The 16,094-nt window shown below is 44.4% G+C and carries 19 protein-coding genes; 6 read left to right on the top strand and 13 right to left on the bottom strand.

Annotation, left to right across the window (positions count from 1 at the left end; translation table 11 throughout):
* Nucleotides 1-83 precede the first annotated feature (83 nt).
* Together AC5ELV_RS10615 and AC5ELV_RS10610 are read left to right on the top strand one after the other, a co-directional pair.
* A complete protein-coding gene (locus tag AC5ELV_RS10615) occupies nt 84-803 on the top strand; it encodes a 3-ketoacyl-ACP reductase (RefSeq protein ID WP_013312448.1) in 720 nt (239 codons plus the stop codon).
* A 185-nt stretch (nt 804-988) separates the two neighbouring features.
* Nucleotides 989-1,426: an AbrB/MazE/SpoVT family DNA-binding domain-containing protein gene (locus AC5ELV_RS10610; RefSeq protein WP_071643672.1), complete on the top strand. Its 438-nt coding sequence runs from the start codon at nt 989-991 to the stop codon at nt 1,424-1,426.
* Between the two features lie 68 nt (nt 1,427-1,494).
* Here the strand turns inward: AC5ELV_RS10610 and AC5ELV_RS10605 are convergent, their stop codons facing one another.
* Nucleotides 1,495-1,953 carry a hypothetical protein gene (locus AC5ELV_RS10605; RefSeq protein ID WP_493430147.1) on the bottom strand — a complete coding sequence of 153 codons (459 nt, stop codon included), beginning with the start codon at nt 1,951-1,953 and terminating at the stop codon, nt 1,495-1,497.
* A 118-nt stretch (nt 1,954-2,071) separates the two neighbouring features.
* Between AC5ELV_RS10605 and AC5ELV_RS10600 the strand changes: the two genes are divergently transcribed.
* Nucleotides 2,072-2,233: a hypothetical protein gene (locus tag AC5ELV_RS10600; RefSeq protein WP_013312451.1), complete on the top strand. Its 162-nt coding sequence runs from the start codon at nt 2,072-2,074 to the stop codon at nt 2,231-2,233.
* Between the two features lie 25 nt (nt 2,234-2,258).
* Here AC5ELV_RS10600 and AC5ELV_RS10595 read toward each other — a convergent pair whose 3' ends face one another.
* The 12 genes from AC5ELV_RS10595 to AC5ELV_RS10540 form a co-directional block, all read right to left on the bottom strand.
* Entirely contained in the window at nt 2,259-3,422 is a 1,164-nt protein-coding gene (locus tag AC5ELV_RS10595; RefSeq protein WP_493430146.1) for a nitric oxide synthase oxygenase, read from the bottom strand.
* A 150-nt stretch (nt 3,423-3,572) separates the two neighbouring features.
* Nucleotides 3,573-4,049, bottom strand: a complete 477-nt coding sequence (locus AC5ELV_RS10590) for a Dps family protein (protein ID WP_023990827.1) — start codon at nt 4,047-4,049, stop codon at nt 3,573-3,575.
* A gap of 415 nt (nt 4,050-4,464) precedes the next feature.
* Nucleotides 4,465-6,192: an adenine deaminase C-terminal domain-containing protein gene (locus tag AC5ELV_RS10585; protein WP_493430145.1), complete on the bottom strand. Its 1,728-nt coding sequence runs from the start codon at nt 6,190-6,192 to the stop codon at nt 4,465-4,467.
* Between the two features lie 28 nt (nt 6,193-6,220).
* The gene (locus AC5ELV_RS10580) at nt 6,221-7,279 is read right to left on the bottom strand and encodes an ABC transporter ATP-binding protein (RefSeq protein WP_493430144.1); all 1,059 of its coding nucleotides are present in this window, start codon (nt 7,277-7,279) and stop codon (nt 6,221-6,223) included.
* A gap of 16 nt (nt 7,280-7,295) precedes the next feature.
* Nucleotides 7,296-8,084 (bottom strand): ABC transporter permease, encoded by a 789-nt coding sequence (locus AC5ELV_RS10575; RefSeq protein ID WP_013312456.1) that lies wholly within the window; start codon nt 8,082-8,084, stop codon nt 7,296-7,298.
* 6 nt (nt 8,085-8,090) lie between these two features.
* Nucleotides 8,091-8,912, bottom strand: coding sequence for an ABC transporter permease (locus AC5ELV_RS10570; protein ID WP_013312457.1), 822 nt, complete (start codon nt 8,910-8,912; stop codon nt 8,091-8,093).
* Between the two features lie 27 nt (nt 8,913-8,939).
* The gene (locus AC5ELV_RS10565) at nt 8,940-9,869 is read right to left on the bottom strand and encodes a nucleoside hydrolase (protein WP_493430143.1); all 930 of its coding nucleotides are present in this window, start codon (nt 9,867-9,869) and stop codon (nt 8,940-8,942) included.
* The gene (locus tag AC5ELV_RS10560) at nt 9,869-10,942 is read right to left on the bottom strand and encodes an ABC transporter substrate-binding protein (protein ID WP_493430142.1); all 1,074 of its coding nucleotides are present in this window, start codon (nt 10,940-10,942) and stop codon (nt 9,869-9,871) included. The genes AC5ELV_RS10565 and AC5ELV_RS10560 overlap by 1 nt, the downstream gene beginning before the upstream one ends.
* Before the next feature lie 175 nt (nt 10,943-11,117).
* Entirely contained in the window at nt 11,118-11,462 is a 345-nt protein-coding gene (locus AC5ELV_RS10555) for a hypothetical protein (RefSeq protein WP_013373571.1), read from the bottom strand.
* 403 nt (nt 11,463-11,865) lie between these two features.
* The gene (locus AC5ELV_RS10550; protein WP_493430141.1) at nt 11,866-12,177 is read right to left on the bottom strand and encodes a hypothetical protein; all 312 of its coding nucleotides are present in this window, start codon (nt 12,175-12,177) and stop codon (nt 11,866-11,868) included.
* A gap of 32 nt (nt 12,178-12,209) precedes the next feature.
* On the bottom strand, nt 12,210-12,506 hold the full coding sequence (locus tag AC5ELV_RS10545; RefSeq protein WP_307351160.1) for a hypothetical protein: 297 nt from the start codon (nt 12,504-12,506) through the stop codon (nt 12,210-12,212).
* A gap of 37 nt (nt 12,507-12,543) precedes the next feature.
* The gene (locus tag AC5ELV_RS10540; protein WP_493430140.1) at nt 12,544-14,007 is read right to left on the bottom strand and encodes a lipase family protein; all 1,464 of its coding nucleotides are present in this window, start codon (nt 14,005-14,007) and stop codon (nt 12,544-12,546) included.
* A 79-nt stretch (nt 14,008-14,086) separates the two neighbouring features.
* Between AC5ELV_RS10540 and AC5ELV_RS10535 the strand changes: the two genes are divergently transcribed.
* From AC5ELV_RS10535 to AC5ELV_RS10525, 3 genes are all read left to right on the top strand, one after another.
* Nucleotides 14,087-14,434 (top strand): hypothetical protein, encoded by a 348-nt coding sequence (locus tag AC5ELV_RS10535; protein ID WP_341056874.1) that lies wholly within the window; start codon nt 14,087-14,089, stop codon nt 14,432-14,434.
* A gap of 274 nt (nt 14,435-14,708) precedes the next feature.
* Nucleotides 14,709-15,065, top strand: coding sequence for a hypothetical protein (locus tag AC5ELV_RS10530; protein ID WP_493430139.1), 357 nt, complete (start codon nt 14,709-14,711; stop codon nt 15,063-15,065).
* A 534-nt stretch (nt 15,066-15,599) separates the two neighbouring features.
* Nucleotides 15,600-15,941 (top strand): hypothetical protein, encoded by a 342-nt coding sequence (locus AC5ELV_RS10525; protein WP_493430138.1) that lies wholly within the window; start codon nt 15,600-15,602, stop codon nt 15,939-15,941.
* The last annotated feature ends 153 nt before the right edge of the window (nt 15,942-16,094 follow it).

Genomic DNA, 16,094 nt, shown 5'->3' with positions numbered 1-16,094 from the left:
TGGTTCAATGAGTTTAACCTTGTATAATGTAACCATGTGCTCAGATGCACAACCACGTTATAGATTGATAAGGAGGAGACTGGATGGAACTTAAGAATAAAACGGCCATTATTACAGGAGCCAGCAAAGGAATCGGCAAAGCTATTGCCGAAACTTTAGCTAAGGAAGGCGTTAACCTGGGATTAATTTCACGCACATTAACTGACCTGCAAAAGCTGCAGGATTCGCTGGGGAGTACATACGGTGTGAAAGTGGTGAGTGCCGTTGCGGATATATCGGATCGCGCACAGGCCGCTGCCGCTGTAGCTTCACTGGAACATGAGCTGGGCGCTGTCGATATTTTGATCAACAATGCAGGCATTGCTACCTTTGGCACAGTCGCAGATATGGACCCCGAAGAGTGGGAACGTATTATTCGCGTAAACCTGATGGGAACCTATTATGTCACACATGCTGTTCTTCCAAGCATGCTGGCACAAAAGAGCGGAAACATTATTAATATTTCCTCGACGGCAGGAGAACGAGGTTTTGCAACAGGCTCGGCATATTGCGCATCCAAGTTTGCTTTGATGGGCTTCACAGAAGCATTGATGCAGGAAGTTCGCAAATCTAACATTCGCGTCACCGCGCTGACTCCAAGCACTGTTAATACAGAACTGGCGGCAAACGCAGGATTGCCTATAGGTGATGAGGATCGCATGCTTCAACCGCAGGATTTGGCCGATCTGACATTAGCCGCATTGAAACTGCCTCCACGGGTTCAATTAAAAGTAGCCGGTATTTGGACAACCAACCCACAGTAATTCGACACGACATCTTAGATTCATTGGCTGTACAATGCTCCGGTAGACGTAATTGTTCGTCATGCCGGAGCTTTTTTTCAGCATAGCTATACCAAAACCAACTGTAATATAAGCGCTTTGTACTTCCAGCATATATACATACAATTCCTACAACTATAAGCGCATTTCAGGAGAGGGGAAAAATGATGAAGAACACAGGAATGACACGGCCACTAGATCACTTGGGCCGCATTGTGCTGCCCAAGGAGCTGCGCAATTCTATGAATATTAATATTGGAGATGCCCTCGATTTTTTTATTACCCCAGAGGGGCTAATGATTCGCAAGTATACGGGGGTTTCTTGCTATTTTTGTGGTGCCGTAGATCATTTGAGCTATTTCAGGGATCATCTGATATGTAAAAGTTGTATTGAAAATCTGAAGAGCGATAATCCTTCCAGTCATTTGAGCGAAGCACGATCTGTCCAGCCCAAGAAAAGAAGGAGTTACAGAAATCAGAATGATCTCCTAAATAAACTAAAACAGCTCATGCAGGAGCATCCTAATGTATCTCAAAAAGAATTAGCCGAAATGCTCGAACTATCCCAGGGACGCGTGTCACAGCTTAAAAAGCTACTTCTTTAGATCATCCGACCCGATCTCGACTGTTATCATCAACAAAAAAGAGCCTTACGGCTCTCGGATCATCTTCGTTACGCAATGTCAGACTGCTCCATAATCGGGACCCGATAGGCCAGCAAAGACTCGTCTATTACGGCAGAAATAAACGTTGCTTCTATTTCAGGCACCAGTCTAAGCGCATAATTCCATGCGTTTTCTTCAATTTGCAGCGCAAGTCGTTGCCGGGTCCCTATCCCGCTCTCTTGCTCCAACGCATCGGAGAGGTCCACTAATTCCGTATCGGCGGCGTGCCCGATCTCATGTGCAAGCACAACCGTAAAATACTCCTCAACTCGATCAACGCTGCCGAACATCTGTAAACACTGTGTTTCAATAACGTCCGTATACATGGTAATGGCGTGAGCATTCATGGCATATTTGCCCCCAATTAGCCTTCCACCAGGAAACCGTTTCTCCAGCTCGACTGTCACACCTATAGCAGCCCGTTCCAAAAGCTCAGCGACAATGCGCTCTGCCTGATATCTTTCCAACTTAGCTTCGCTCCTCAAACCAATATATAAAGTTATATTTACTCTAAACTCATGAAATCATGGATGTGTTCATACCATACACAGTACGATATTATACCTTTTTACAAAGGAGAATACCATGTCAGAAGATTATTATATAGGCTGGGGAACACTTGCCCTTATTAATGCCGGCTTGGCGCAATCCAAAAATCGGAGCGGGCTAAATTGGTTTCTGCTCTCCCTATTAATAGGGCCACTGGCTACCCTTTTTATCGTTGCATGGGATAAGCTGGAGTCCTAATCCAGCAATTAGGTCATTCCCATCGTTATCCGGAATGAAAAGGGCAGCCTTGGCGCTTCTGCTGAAGCACTGTATCTGATGCTGTATTAGCCTGTCTCGACATATACGGCTTCTCTTGAACTCCGAAATTCGGCTTCACAAGCCGATTATCGTAGGAACTATGAAAAATATGCGTTGTCGCCGGGGATAGCGGGGGAATCAGCCATGTCCAATTGCCTGTCAGCGCGCGCCCAGCCTTGGCTTCTCGTTCCTCAAACAGCTTGAATTGTGCCGCTGCGGTATGGTGGTCGACAATGCTGACTCCCGCCTTTTTAAAAGAATGCAGCACAGCAATATTCATTTCCACCAGCGCCCGATCACGCCAAAGCGTTGTTTCACTCGTCGTATCCAGCCCCATCAGCTTAGCCACCTGTGGCAACATATTATAGCGGAAGGTATCCGCAAAATTGCGGGCGCCGATTTCTGTTCCCATATACCAGCCGTTAAAGGGAGCCGCCGTATAGATGATACCGCCAATCTCCAGCGTCATGTCCGAAATCATAGGCACAGCATACCAACGTAATCCCAAGGAAGCGAAACCCGAAAGTTCTGGATGCTCAATGGCTACCTCCATCACCAAATGTTCAGGAATATCAAATAGCTCGGGAGGCCGTCCTCCTGCTTCCACAACCAATGGCAAAATATCAAAAGGAGTCATCGCTCCTTTCCAGCCCATGTCTTTACAAGCATTGGTAAAATCCACCGAGATCGGGTCCCCAATGATCCCTTGATCGGTTTCATATCCAGCGTAACGAATGAGTTGATGGTTCCAGATACGGATATCCGGCTGCCCCGGCTTGGAGGCGCGAAATACAGTAAGCGTTGGCTTAATTTTACCGCCATTCGTTCCTATGCGTATATGCTCCAAGAGCTCGCTGACCACTTCCGTCGCATCTGAGGCGCCCCGCGCATCCCTGACCAAAAGCTTGTCCCAAAATAAGCGCCCGATGCAACGATTGCTATTGCGCCAAGCCATGAGTGCCCCGTGCTCCAGCTCATCGTACGTATGATCATACGTTCCCGTAGTCTCTATGTCATGACGAATATGAAGAAGCCGGGCTCCCGCTTCATCGCGGCTTCGGCCCAGCTCCTCATAACATGTATAAATAAACTTCTCCGCTTCGTGCAAAAGCTGTTGTTTCACTTCCATAACATACACCCCATCCCGGCAGCTCCATGACTCAAGAGCCTGTGGTCTTCCACGCCTTCTCGTCATTATACTCCAGTGGCAGACTGGAACCAACGGGATGTGTATCTTGTTCACCTGATCTCCATATACATGGCAATCTATACCAATGAATTATCCCAAATACGCACTCAGCATCCAAATATGTTTATCCATTGCTTCTCTCAAGCCGTTAAGAAGATCCTCTGTCGCTTTATCTTGTGCTGCTTCCGCTGCTTCCATCCCATTAGCCAGTTCAACAGTGATGGTTTTAAAATCAGCAACAACGGACTTCACCATATCATCAGCTGTCTGCTCACCTGCGGACTCCTGAATAGCTGAAAGTTGCAGATGCTCCTTCAAGGTCGCAGCCGGACGGCCACCAATAGCCAACAAACGTTCAGCAATCGTATCTAGATTAGCTGTTGCTTCATTGTAAAGCTCTTCAAATTTAGCATGCAGTGTGAAGAATTTAGGTCCTTTCACATACCAGTGGAAATAATGCAGTTTCGTGTACAATACAGACCAGGTAGCTACCTGACGATTCAATGCCTTGTGCAATTCTTGAATAGCCTCTTGTGTAGGTGCGTTCGTATGATTTAATGTACTCATGTGTAAAATCCCCTCTCGTTATCATTCAAAATGTAGTTGGTGTGAAGCTTGGATAATCGTTAGCAGTAGTGTCTGATTTTCTTCAAAATCCCATGCGTCAATCTAATAAATATTAATTAATTTAGACTTAATCTAAATCCTGTTTTAATTATAACACTGTGTCGATGTTTTTCAAGTCTTTATTCGGTTTTAATCATGAAGATTACGTGAATTGATTGTAAATCTAACTCTACATGCAATCGGACATCCACAATCAGGACTTGTTTATCTTTTATACATAGATTACATCAATAGGAGGATAAAAGATGTTAATTTTGTCTGCTAAAGCATCTGTATTGAAGGCAAAATCCATAACCTACCTCCATACCTAACCACGACAAAAAAGAGCCGACCCGTAAGAGGGTCGACTCTTTTATTATTCTTGTATCTCTGAAGATTCCACAATTAAAGGTACAACCTTGCCAGCATTTACATCAATCAGACCATGATCGGTAATTTTCAAGGCTGGGCTGACCGGCAAAGAATGCGTGCTCAGCGACATGATTGGATTGTAATGGCGGTAACCCAGCGAGAGCAAGGCTGAACGCAGCTCCTTTACATGCGCTGCAACCATTTCCAGCGGTCCTTCTGTTAAAATCCCGCCTACGGTTAACGGCAAATGGGACAGCACATTGCCATTTTCAACTACGCAAAAGCCACCTTGGCTGGCCAGAACCGTATTCGCAGCCAATATCATATCTTGCTTGTTATGCCCTACGACCAGCAAGTTATGGTTATCGTGCGAATAGGTGGTAGCCACTGCCCCACGTTTAATCGTATCTCCCCCGATCAAACCGTAAGCACGGTTGCCATTCTTGCCATACCGTTCAAACGTAGCGATGAGTCCATGTTCACCATGTTCCCATACCAGTTCACCCTGCTCCACATGTGCAGGTGCAATCCGTTCGCTTGTAAAAGTTGAGCCATCCTTGACCATCATAACACGGCATTGATGTGTACCATCAGCTACATCCATCTTTACAGTAAAATCCTGCTCCGTGAGCGGATCGAGCTTCACACTTTGATAAAAATGGGCGGGGAAGCGGCTTTTTATCGGTGCTTGATGGTATTCCTCGAATTTATCGAATACTTTGAGCCCGTCCTTATAGACCTGCTCCACATCAAATTGACCAAGATCGGACAGCAGTACAAAGTCAGCTATTTTTCCCGGTGCAATGGTTCCGCGGTCATGCATTCGCATCCGTGCAGCAGGAGTAAACGTAGCTGCATAAATGGCATCCTCAGGCTTCATGCCCATTCCGATTGCTTTACTTACAATATGGTTTAGATGCCCTCGCTCTACGAAAGAGTCTGGCATCACATCATCCGTTACAAAGCAAAAATGCTGTCCCACATCTTCCTGAATAAGATAGTCCATCACTTCAGGGGTCATGGATTTTTCCTGGATTTCAATAAACATCCCGGCAGCCATCCGCGCCTTCATACCTTCAATACTTTGGTGAGTATGATCTGAGCCTATTCCCGCATAGATCAACTGATGCAGGTCCAGATCAAGCAGCTGCGGTGTATGGCCTTCAATGATCAGCTCCGGGTAGTGCTCACGAACATGGCGTAAGATGCGATTCGTCTTGCTCTCCGGATCACGAATGACATCCACATAGTTCATAATTTCACCCAGGCAGATCATTTCGCCGGTTTGCAGCAGGGCATCAATCTCGGGAATACCAATTTCGCCACCTGAGGTTTCGAGCGGCGTTGCCGGGACAGAGCTTGGAATGCCATAGAACATATCAGCCACGCAATCTTTGCTGGCTTCCATCATTTCCTGAATGCCTTCCAATCCGAAAACATTCGCCATTTCGTGCGGTTCCGGTACAATCGTCGTTACCCCATTGCGAATCAGCCCATAGGAAAAGGTTGCCGGTGTCACCATTGTGCTTTCGATATGCAAATGGATGTCGATCAGGCCGGGAATCATATATTTCCCATGCCCCTCCACAATTTCAGCCACATCGAAAGACTCTAGGCCACGCTGACCAATATACATAAACTTACCGTCAAGTATAGCTACATTACCTTCTTCGAACGTCTTGTAGTAACTGTTATACACCTTAACTTGTAAAATCATTTTGTCTGCACGCATGATGTATCTCCTTCATCGAACCCGCTGATTATTGGACCAGCACCATTTTATCTGCCGGAAAATGCAGGGTAACCCGCTGACCACTCAGGTAAGGCGTATCCATTTCCTGATTAGCCGTAAAGTTGCCTTTCGCCGTTTCTACCACATACTGATAGCTACGCCCCAGGTAAGTACTTACCTTAATAATACCGGGAAGCTCATTTTCCCCTGTCTCGTTGCCTTCTGTTCGAATGACCAAATCATCCGGGCGAATAGCGCCCTGACGAGCACCCGGCTGGGCCGTACCCTGATTACGCACTACGCCGAACGAAAGATCGCCTGTATTCAGTCGAATACGATCCCCTTCTTCAGTACGCTCGTCAAAGCTTAGAAAATTATTAAACCCAATAAAACGGGCGACAAATTCGGTCGTCGGATATTTAAAAATGGTCGATGGAGCATCTAATTGTTCGATGTTCCCCTTGTTCATAATCGCAACCTGGTCAGAAATTGAAAAACATTCTTCCTGATCATGCGATACATACACGGTAGTGATGCCCAGTTCCTGTTGAATACGGCGGATTTCCACACGCATATTTACACGCAGGTTAGCATCCAAGTTACTCAGAGGTTCATCAAACAACAGCAGATCGGGTTCAATCACAAGCGCTCGCGCAATCGCGACACGTTGACGCTGTCCGCCTGACAATTCACCGGGGAAACGTTTTTCAAAGCCCCCCAGGCTAACTGTATCCAGCATGTTCATAACGCGGCGCTTTACATCATCTTCCTTTACCTTGCGTAACCGCAGACCAAAAGCAACATTATCAAAAACAGACAAATGCGGGAAAAGTGCATAACTTTGAAATACAAAGCCGAAGTTCCGTTTATTCACCGGAACCCGAGTATAATCCTTATCACCAAACAAAAATGTTCCTTGTTTAGCTTCGAGAAATCCTGCAATGAGACGAAGTGTGGTCGTTTTGCCACAACCACTCGGTCCGAGCAACGAGAGCAATTGCCCCCGTTCGAGCTGCAAATCGAAATCCTGCAAGATCAGTTGGTTGTCATAAGCGACCGATACGCGATCCAGAGTAAGCAGTGCCATAAGGTTGAAGCCTCCATTACCTTTTAGTGAAGTAAGACAATCCCATCAGTCGTTCAATCAAGAACATCAGGATACCGGTCAAAATCATCAGCATAACCGAAATCGCCGCAATCGTCGGGTCAAAATAATTTTCGACGTAAGTCAGCATTTGAATGGGCAGGGTGCTGAAGCCCGGTCCTGTCATGAAGACGGAAATGTCGACATTGTTGAATGATTCCAGAAAGGCAATCAGGATAGCCGCAATAATACCTGAGCGAATGTTGGGCAGAACCACCTTGAAAAAGGTTTCCAGCCGTCCAGCCCCCAAACTAAGCGCTGCTTCCTCAATCGCAAAATCAAAGTTAGACAAACTGGATGCAATGACTCTAATAATGAACGGTAACATAATCACCGTATGTCCGATCAATAGTCCAGCATATACTGGTAAATGATAAACAATGATCAAATAGCGTAGCAGTGTAAAACCAAGCACAATACCCGGTATAAGCAACGGGGAGAGAAACAAAGCATTCAGCGCATCCTTCCCGCGAAACGAAAAACGACTAAGCGCATAAGCGGCAGGCATACCGATCAGCAGTGCCAAGATGTTGCCTAGCAGAGAGACGACAATGGACGTTTTGAACGTGGACATAAACAAATCCACTTCAAAAATATTTTCATACCAGCGCAAGGAAAAGCCCTGCGGAGGAAATTTTAATACCGTGCCCGGCTCGAAAGAAGTGACCGATATGATCAACAGCGGACCGAGCAGAAAGATGAAGACCAGCAGGCTAAAGAAGCCTAGTCCGTAATGTTTCTCCCGCATATCCACCTACCCCTTCGGATTGAGTTTATGGGCCGCCTTATTTAAGAGACCGACCACGATAAATGTAATAACAATCATAATTGTTGCAATAACAGAAGCTAAAAACCAGTCGTTTAGCGTCATCGCGTTCTGATACAAAAATGTAGCGATAACCCGCTGTTTTCCTCCAAGTAGTGCTGGTGTTGTATATGCAGTCAGGCTGCCCACGAAAACGAGAATGCTTCCAATGATCAGGCCCGGCACAGACAGCGGAAATACGATTTTACGAAATGCGCTGAATCTGGAGGCCCCGAGGCTCTGAGCAGCATGAACAAGATCACCGTCGATATTTTCGAGTACACCAATCAGTGAAATAATCATCAGCGGTAAAAACAAATGAACCAGACCAATAATCATCGCTGCCGGAGTATACAAGATGTTCAGCGGCTCATCTACAAGCCCTAAACCGATGAGCACGTTATTCAACAGCCCCTTGCGGCCCAGAATGACCATCCAGCTGAATGACCGCACCACCGGACTCGTCAACAAGGGGAAGATAGCCAGCGCTAGCAAAATCCCTTTACGACGCGGGGCCTTTTGCGAAATATAATAAGCCGTCGGGAAGCCGAGTAATACGCACACGAGTGTCGTTACGACACTGACTTCCAGCGTAGTCAGCAATATTTTCAGAAAATAAGGGTCCTTGAAGAAATGGAGATAGCCTTCTAGGGTGAATGAGCTGTTCTGTACGAAGGTCGAACCGATCGTCAACACAATCGGAATGACCATGAACACCGCCAGAAAGAGCAGACCTGGCAGCAGCAGCCAATACAAGTATGTTTTCTTCATGGGTAGCTCCTTGCGGTTATCAAAATGTTATTCCTTATTCAGCACCTGGATAAACAGCTCCAGAAAAGCTTCGCTGTCCACCTGTTCGCACACTTTCATATTGTGGCTATGATTGAGGCGGTTCTGTACATCGCCCACTGTTTGTCCGTCACATATGCGACTGGAGGTTTCCACGTCGACATACAACAGCGAGGTATCGACTAACCTCGAATTCAATGCGACACCCACGGCAAGCGGGTCATGAAGCGCACACGCTTTTACCCCGTTGCGTTCTTCATAACGCTTGGTATAAACAGCCGTGCTTTCAGCTACATAATTACGAATTGCTGGGCGGGTCAGACGGGCAATATGGTCCGCAGACAGCAGCGCCTTCCGTGTTACATCCAGTCCCACCTGTATCAACCGGCCAAATCCCGCATGAAATACGATCCGTGCGGCTTCAGGGTCAGCATACATGTTGTACTCTGCTACAGGTGTAATATTGCCGCATCCGTGAATAACACCGCCCATAAAAATGACCTCATCGACGTGATCGGTCAGCTCGGGACACTTCAGTAGCGCCAGTGCCAGATTGGTGAGTGGCCCGGTACAAATGAGCGTCACTTCCCCCGGGTGAGCCATCACGGTATCAATGATGATATCCGGTGCAAAACCTTCGGACGCAGACATCGCTGGGACCACTCCACTCAATGCGCCTCCAATGCCGTCTTCTCCATGGACACGATGCTCGTGCAGGCCTTTACGTATTAAGGGAGCCTCCGCCCCCCGATAAACCGGAATATCCGGTCTATCTAAAAGGTCGAGGATTTTGCATGTGTTCAATGTTGCTTGTTTAAGTGAAACATTACCGCATACCGTAGTAATCGCTTGGATATCCAGCTGACCACTTTTGGCCGCTAGTAAAATACCCAACGCATCATCAATGCCCGTATCTACATCTAATATGACCTTTTTCATTATTGTGCAACTTCCCGGTTCCAGCGATCCGTCCATGCCTTGATATGATCGTTAACAAACTTCATATCCAGCTTGGTCAGCTTGTTCACTACATCTGTACCGTACGTAATTCCCTCTGTATCCGCACCGGACAGTACCACCTGCGTATTTACCGGGGAATCAACTTTTGCCTTGGCGGATTTTCCTTGAACTTCCTTGCTCAGCTGCCAGTTGATAAATTCCTCAGCCAGCTCCTTCTGGTCGGAGCCTTTCACTACATTAATCGTGTTCATTACTGCGTAAGCACCTTCACTAGGGGCTACAAATTTCGCTCCTGGCACAGCCGCCTGCAAATCTTTGAAGTACATTTCCATAATCGGACCGCCCGCAATTTCCTGCTGGCTAAACATGTTCACGAACTCAGACGTTTTACTATAAAACTTAACGATATTCGGACTCAGTTCTTTCAGTTTTCCGAAGGCTTGGTCTTCATTAAACTCCTTACTCCCCGCTACCTTGGAGGCTGCATCTACCATCATTGGTCCGGCAGTCGCCGTAATGTTCGGCAGAGTCACGTTTCCTTTGAACTCATTGCCCCACAGGTCAGCCCAAGAGGTCACATTCTTTTTCACCAGCTCCGGATTATAGGCAATACCGAGACGCCCAACCGTATAAGCAGGACCATACTCCTCACCCAGCGGTGCTTTGGCAATATCATAAATTTGGTTCAGGTTCGGCACCTTGCTGCGATCCAGCTTCTCAAACAATCCCTGTTGAATTCCTTGTTGAGCATAATAATCAGACAGATAAATCAGATCGACGTCTGTGCTGCCTTGACTGATTTTGTTCAACCGTTCTGCGTTATTTCCAATTTCGACTACGATGTCAACGTTATGTTCCTTTTCAAAAGGCTCGTACACTTCTTTGTTAAAAAAGTCCTCGGAAAAGCCCCATGTTGAAATAACTAGTTTCTTTTTTCCATCAGCTGAGCCATCTTTTCCATCTGCCTGACCACCAGTAGCATTGCTACCGCATCCTGCCAGTACCACAGATGCCAAGGTCACAGCCACAAATCCTTTAAACCATTTTTTCATATGAAACTCCCCCTGTTTTTTTATTATGCACACCTTATGACACAAAAAAGAAAAGTACTCTTGTAAAACAAGAATACTTTTCTTCGTAAACAAAGAATAAGTTGATCCCGCTGCGCGTTATAACAGGTTCTCCCCTCAGATAGATCCGAAGCGAAAAGCCGAATATCCAATTTTATTAGGATTCCTTCAGAATGATGTTCGTAATAGCCCACTGCGTTGCTGAATCATAATCACGCAGTAAAGCTTCTATATCGAGCTCCATATCCTCAATCAGCTTCTCGCGAAGTCTCTTCTTGTACAGCATGGACATTCGGAAATCCACTTCCAGCTTCAAGCCGGGGGCTTCCACTTCCAATGCCGCCGAGCGTGGAGAACGCCGGTGCTTCGCCACAAAGGTAACAATGTTGTTCTCAACGGTGGCCCGCAGCAGCGTGGTCCCGAAGCCGAACAGTTCCTTTGAAACTTCATTGTAAATCTGGCACATCCGCTTCTTGCTTTCGTTACTGTCGAGCAGCGTCAATGAACCCACCCTCATCAGCATATTACGTACAATCAATCTTTCAACACGATAGATTATACATAAATATACGATAAATAGCAAACAAAAATCCCTGATTCAATAACATATGATGCGAAAAAGCGAACAATATGTCGAACTTTGTAGCTTTTCAACATTTTTACACCTTTTTTAACTCATCTTCAAGCTTCCGAACGCTGCTATATTCGTCCACAGGGTAATTTAAGGTAGACTCCGGTAAATCTCTGGCCAAAGGTTTTATCGTCGTCATTCCAGAGGAAACTTTTTTCCTTCTACTATATATGTAGTTTTTACTTAAATGCATTTAACCGTACCCCGCATAGGTCTACTAGCGGTTGTACGGTTTTTTTATGTTATGTAGCTGACCGGCCAGATGGGAACCCCTTCAAGAAAAAGCCGATTGAATCCACGAGGACACTACAAGAGTAGCCAGCCACAGCAGCATAAAGTTAGCAATAATATATGCCTTCTTAAAAGCATAACGATGATAAAAATACCAACAGCTCCATGATATGAATATTCCTATCGGGTAGCTCATTATGACATAGGCAAAAATATAACTGCTGAGATAATCTCCAGCTGTTGGTGCATCGAAAGAAAATACGACCACCATCAGCATGGCCGGATAGGCAAATAACGTTAAGCCATAAACGATATTCAATATAAGTAAAATGACAAATGCATTTTGATCTTTCATGATGTTCTCCTAACTATTGCAGTCCGCCTGTATCACCATTGTGCAGCCCGTTTACGTCTCTCCTCACGCCGATCAGCTTCTTCCATTTTGCGAATATAACGTTTCAACTGTTCTTTATGCTCGTCCAATTCTTGCATCCGTACCGTGGTTCCTTGGAGAAACGCCTCCATTTTACGTGTTAATTCAGCAGCTGATTCTCCCCGCCATTCATGCAGACGACCATATATATTTCTCATCTGCTGTTCCTGATGCTGAAGTCTCTGCTTTAGCTGTTCGCATTGCTGTACAGCCCTCCGTAGATCCCCCAGGCTCAAAGATATTCTGCCCATCTCTTTTGCCCCCTGTTGTGTTCTTACAGCTGATCTATTACTGATCCACCATCGTGAATTCCTGACCCTTGCGATCTATATATTCTGCTATCTCCGTAATTGATTCCTGATACCAGCGATTAATCCGATCCAGTGTCGCCGTAGCACTATGCGCAAGCGGGGTCAAAGACTGACTTTCACTTGTCCCGATATGAGCCTGAAATAACTGAATGGATGCACGGGTATCACTGGAAAATCCATGCAAGCTGGAACGCATCTGATTAGCAGCATGCTTTAGCTCCTCAGGTGTTAATTGAATTGTGCCTCCATTTTTGTTGCCCACAAAATATGCCCCACCATTAGCGCGACCATCTTGTTGTCCTGCTCCCATCAAATTCACACCCAGTGCAGTAGCAGCAAACTGCCCGAAGGCACCCATTTGTCCACCGTAGCGTTCAACCAAATCGCCCATGACTTCTTTGAATTCCGCCTCCGCTGCCAGCCTTTGTTCGTATGCCTGCACCCGTGGGTTACCTTCCACCAATTGACCGTCCATGGTGTACAGTGGATTGCTAATATTGCCATTTTCATCAAATGTAAAGTTCTCCATGCTATGAGTGTGCTCTCCACCTAATACAGAATTATAGAATTTGGTGAATGCATCTTGCTGCATCATAGGCAATGTAATCGGAACATAAACAATAGGAGTCCACTTGGAGCCAAGAAAAAGTCTTTCCAATTCGGTTTTTCTTTCCAAGGGAATTGAAACAGGAATAGTAAATTTGGCTACATTGGCAGTCTTATAATCACTCCCAATATGATACGTTTCCCCCACATGTTGATTAGCTTTAGTAGCCCCCCCACCAACGCTATCTCCGGGATGGGCAAAAGCCACATTAGTCTTCTTGAATTCTCCTGCTTTTACCCTCTTTTGAAGATCTTCAGGCAATAAATGTACAATACCCGGAGCAGCAAAACTCACGGATGATAAACCATTTTTCACTGCAATATATTCTGCTTCTGCACCGCCTAAAGAATGGCCTGTCGTAGAAATTTCAGAAGCGGGGTACTTCTTCTTCACTTCGTCATACAGTGTTTGGGCTTTTGTAAATTGATTATCCTGATACTGGGCTTCATAATGTTGAAATGAGCCTTGTACCTGTGGGGGGAGCTTTTTTATCTCTTCTTGATTATTTACATAATAATCGTGAACTTGATTCAAGTTTTTTGCTCGTCCACCCACGACGTCGTTGATGTCTGTTCCTATGTCCATCATTCTACTCCATAGTGGTCTTCCTCCTGGTTCTGTACCCCTATACCCTATGATCACCTGATTGCTATTCTCATTGTGAAAAACGGTCGCATCGAATCCAGAACCATTCGTGTCATGTAATAGTTTCTCGTCTAAATCAACAACCCTCCAGTCAGGAAGAATCCTGCTTTTAGAATCTTTAGCAGTCAAATCCCGGTCATACACTTTATCTGCAATGGTCCAATATGTTTTGTCGTTAATGTAGGTCAAGTTATTCCCACCTTGTCTATTGTGTAAATATATTATAGAGTTATGAAAAAGGTGATTACCAGAAAAGGAGAATTGTAACTTGAATAGAAAAATCCCGCTGATTCTGGCGCTTATTTTAATTGTTATGTATTTAGGAGGTTGTTCCAGTTTGTCGGACAAAGATAAAAAAGAATTAGTAGACGTTGCCACCCCTATTGGCGTGGAGTTCATTAAAGAACACTATAATGCCGATTTCATATTAAAGGATTATGTTGTAGATGATCCTGCTGTCCACTCTAGAATATATCTGTATGGGTACATTAAAGGTTACGAAGACAGCAAAATTACCATCTACTATAATTATAAAACCAAAGAAGTAATCGACGTCTCTGGGCCGGATTGGTTTATCGACAGCGAAGTTCCCAAATTCAAGACCCCTTCTTCCTGAGAAGGACTATTATAAATATTAACGTCTAATTTTTCCCAGATTAAGAAGTAGTATCATTATAGTGCATCCTATTTACGAGGGATATAGCCGAGAGGAAAAATAAGTATAAAGTCATTGGAAACAGTATATCTGGTCATAGTATATAGTTTCTATAGAGTAGGTCTTTATAACTTCATGTTAGGTGAAAGTTGCACAGATGAACATCATTTTAAATTGGGTTACGGTTTTTAAAACAGATTTTCGTTTGTTCACTTTGCCAGAAGGAGATAATTTATTGAAGAAGGGGAAATTTTGGGTTACTGTTCTTATCTTGCTCTCCATCCTAGTAGGTGTTTTCTATTACATGCAGTACGCATCGGTTGTAGAAAAAGAAGAAATAGTACAAGCTGGTATACCTATCGGGCAAGACTATATTAGGAAATACTATAATGCTGAATTTATATACCAAAATAACGACTTTATTGGTAGTTACGTTAACTCTACCGTATATCTCCGTGGCTACATAAAAGGACATGAAGGCCAGATAATCTCAATAAATTACGACTATAAGAAAAAAGAGGTGCTCTACGTGACTGGACCGGAATGGTTCATCGATAGTCGGGAACCCAAGAAGGACGTATCCGTTCCTTAAAGTAAGATTCAGTAAATAAATTGGCTCTTACTCTTCCATTCTCAGGAAGTAGTATCATTATAATGCATTATATTTATTTCGAATATCAATCGAAACAGAAATGAGAACGAAGTCGGAGAGGATTGTATTTTTGGTAACGATTAGGACTTTATAGCTGTATGTTAGGAGAAGATTACGTAAATGAACATACCTTTTAAGTTGTGTCTAATATTTCTATGACGCCGCTTATTCTGACAGGATTCGGTTTCTCATTACCTCAAGAAAAAGAGTTATAGATGTAGATGTCGCAACTCCCATTGGCATCAACCTTACCCACTACAAACTACGCTATATTAGAGGTCACGAGAACAGCAAAATTACCATTCACTACACTTATTAAACTAAAGAAGTGATCAACGTTTCTGGACCGGGTTGGTTTGTTATTGGTTTATTAATAGTAGGGTTATAGATGAGGATGCTTCTTATCCTAAGAAAGCGTGTAGCATATTCACTCCAATTCTAAGGAGATTAATTCAACTTGAAAAAGAAACAATTATGGCTTTTTGTCTTTATATTACTTGTGTCATTCTGGTAGGAGTCTTCTATTACATACAGTATGCATCGAACGCCAAAAAAGAAGAAATCGTTCGGACAGGCATACCTATTGGAAAAGAGTACATCAAGAAATACTATAGGGCAGATTTCATATTTAAGAGTTATGACTATATAGGCAGCTATGTTAATAACACGGTTCATCTAATCGGTTATATAAAAGGGCATGAAGGCCAATCGATATCTATCGCTTACGATTTTAAAAAGAAAGAAGTGTCTAGTGTAACCGGACCAGATTGGTTCATTGACAGCCGCTATCCCCAAAAGATTATTTTTCCATTCTAAAGTCAAGTCCTGTATCCAAATAATCAGCCCTCTAACAGATAATTTTTTCCTAAATATGAGGAAATAGTATCATTATAATACTTCCTGTTATTGAGAGATATTTGTAGAAAAAAATAGAACCAAGTCATTGTTCACTGCATTCTGGTTGTAGTT

This window comes from Paenibacillus sp. NMA1017, assembly GCF_058895805.1.
This window is presented reverse-complemented; position numbering and strand designations above follow the sequence as displayed.

What these genes read in the sequence shown, in the direction of transcription:
- AC5ELV_RS10615 (WP_013312448.1), top strand. Translation starts at nt 84, where the DNA reads ATGGAACTTAAGAATAAAACGGCCATTATTACAGGAGCCAGCAAAGGA.
- AC5ELV_RS10610 (WP_071643672.1), top strand. Translation starts at nt 989, where the DNA reads ATGAAGAACACAGGAATGACACGGCCACTAGATCACTTGGGCCGCATT.
- AC5ELV_RS10600 (WP_013312451.1), top strand. Translation starts at nt 2,072, where the DNA reads ATGTCAGAAGATTATTATATAGGCTGGGGAACACTTGCCCTTATTAAT.
- AC5ELV_RS10595 (WP_493430146.1), bottom strand. Translation starts at nt 3,422, where the DNA reads ATGGAAGTGAAACAACAGCTTTTGCACGAAGCGGAGAAGTTTATTTAT.
- AC5ELV_RS10590 (WP_023990827.1), bottom strand. Translation starts at nt 4,049, where the DNA reads ATGAGTACATTAAATCATACGAACGCACCTACACAAGAGGCTATTCAA.
- AC5ELV_RS10585 (WP_493430145.1), bottom strand. Translation starts at nt 6,192, where the DNA reads ATGCGTGCAGACAAAATGATTTTACAAGTTAAGGTGTATAACAGTTAC.
- AC5ELV_RS10580 (WP_493430144.1), bottom strand. Translation starts at nt 7,279, where the DNA reads ATGGCACTGCTTACTCTGGATCGCGTATCGGTCGCTTATGACAACCAA.
- AC5ELV_RS10575 (WP_013312456.1), bottom strand. Translation starts at nt 8,084, where the DNA reads ATGCGGGAGAAACATTACGGACTAGGCTTCTTTAGCCTGCTGGTCTTC.
- AC5ELV_RS10570 (WP_013312457.1), bottom strand. Translation starts at nt 8,912, where the DNA reads ATGAAGAAAACATACTTGTATTGGCTGCTGCTGCCAGGTCTGCTCTTT.
- AC5ELV_RS10565 (WP_493430143.1), bottom strand. Translation starts at nt 9,869, where the DNA reads ATGAAAAAGGTCATATTAGATGTAGATACGGGCATTGATGATGCGTTG.
- AC5ELV_RS10560 (WP_493430142.1), bottom strand. Translation starts at nt 10,942, where the DNA reads ATGAAAAAATGGTTTAAAGGATTTGTGGCTGTGACCTTGGCATCTGTG.
- AC5ELV_RS10550 (WP_493430141.1), bottom strand. Translation starts at nt 12,177, where the DNA reads ATGAAAGATCAAAATGCATTTGTCATTTTACTTATATTGAATATCGTT.
- AC5ELV_RS10545 (WP_307351160.1), bottom strand. Translation starts at nt 12,506, where the DNA reads ATGGGCAGAATATCTTTGAGCCTGGGGGATCTACGGAGGGCTGTACAG.
- AC5ELV_RS10525 (WP_493430138.1), top strand. Translation starts at nt 15,600, where the DNA reads ATGGCTTTTTGTCTTTATATTACTTGTGTCATTCTGGTAGGAGTCTTC.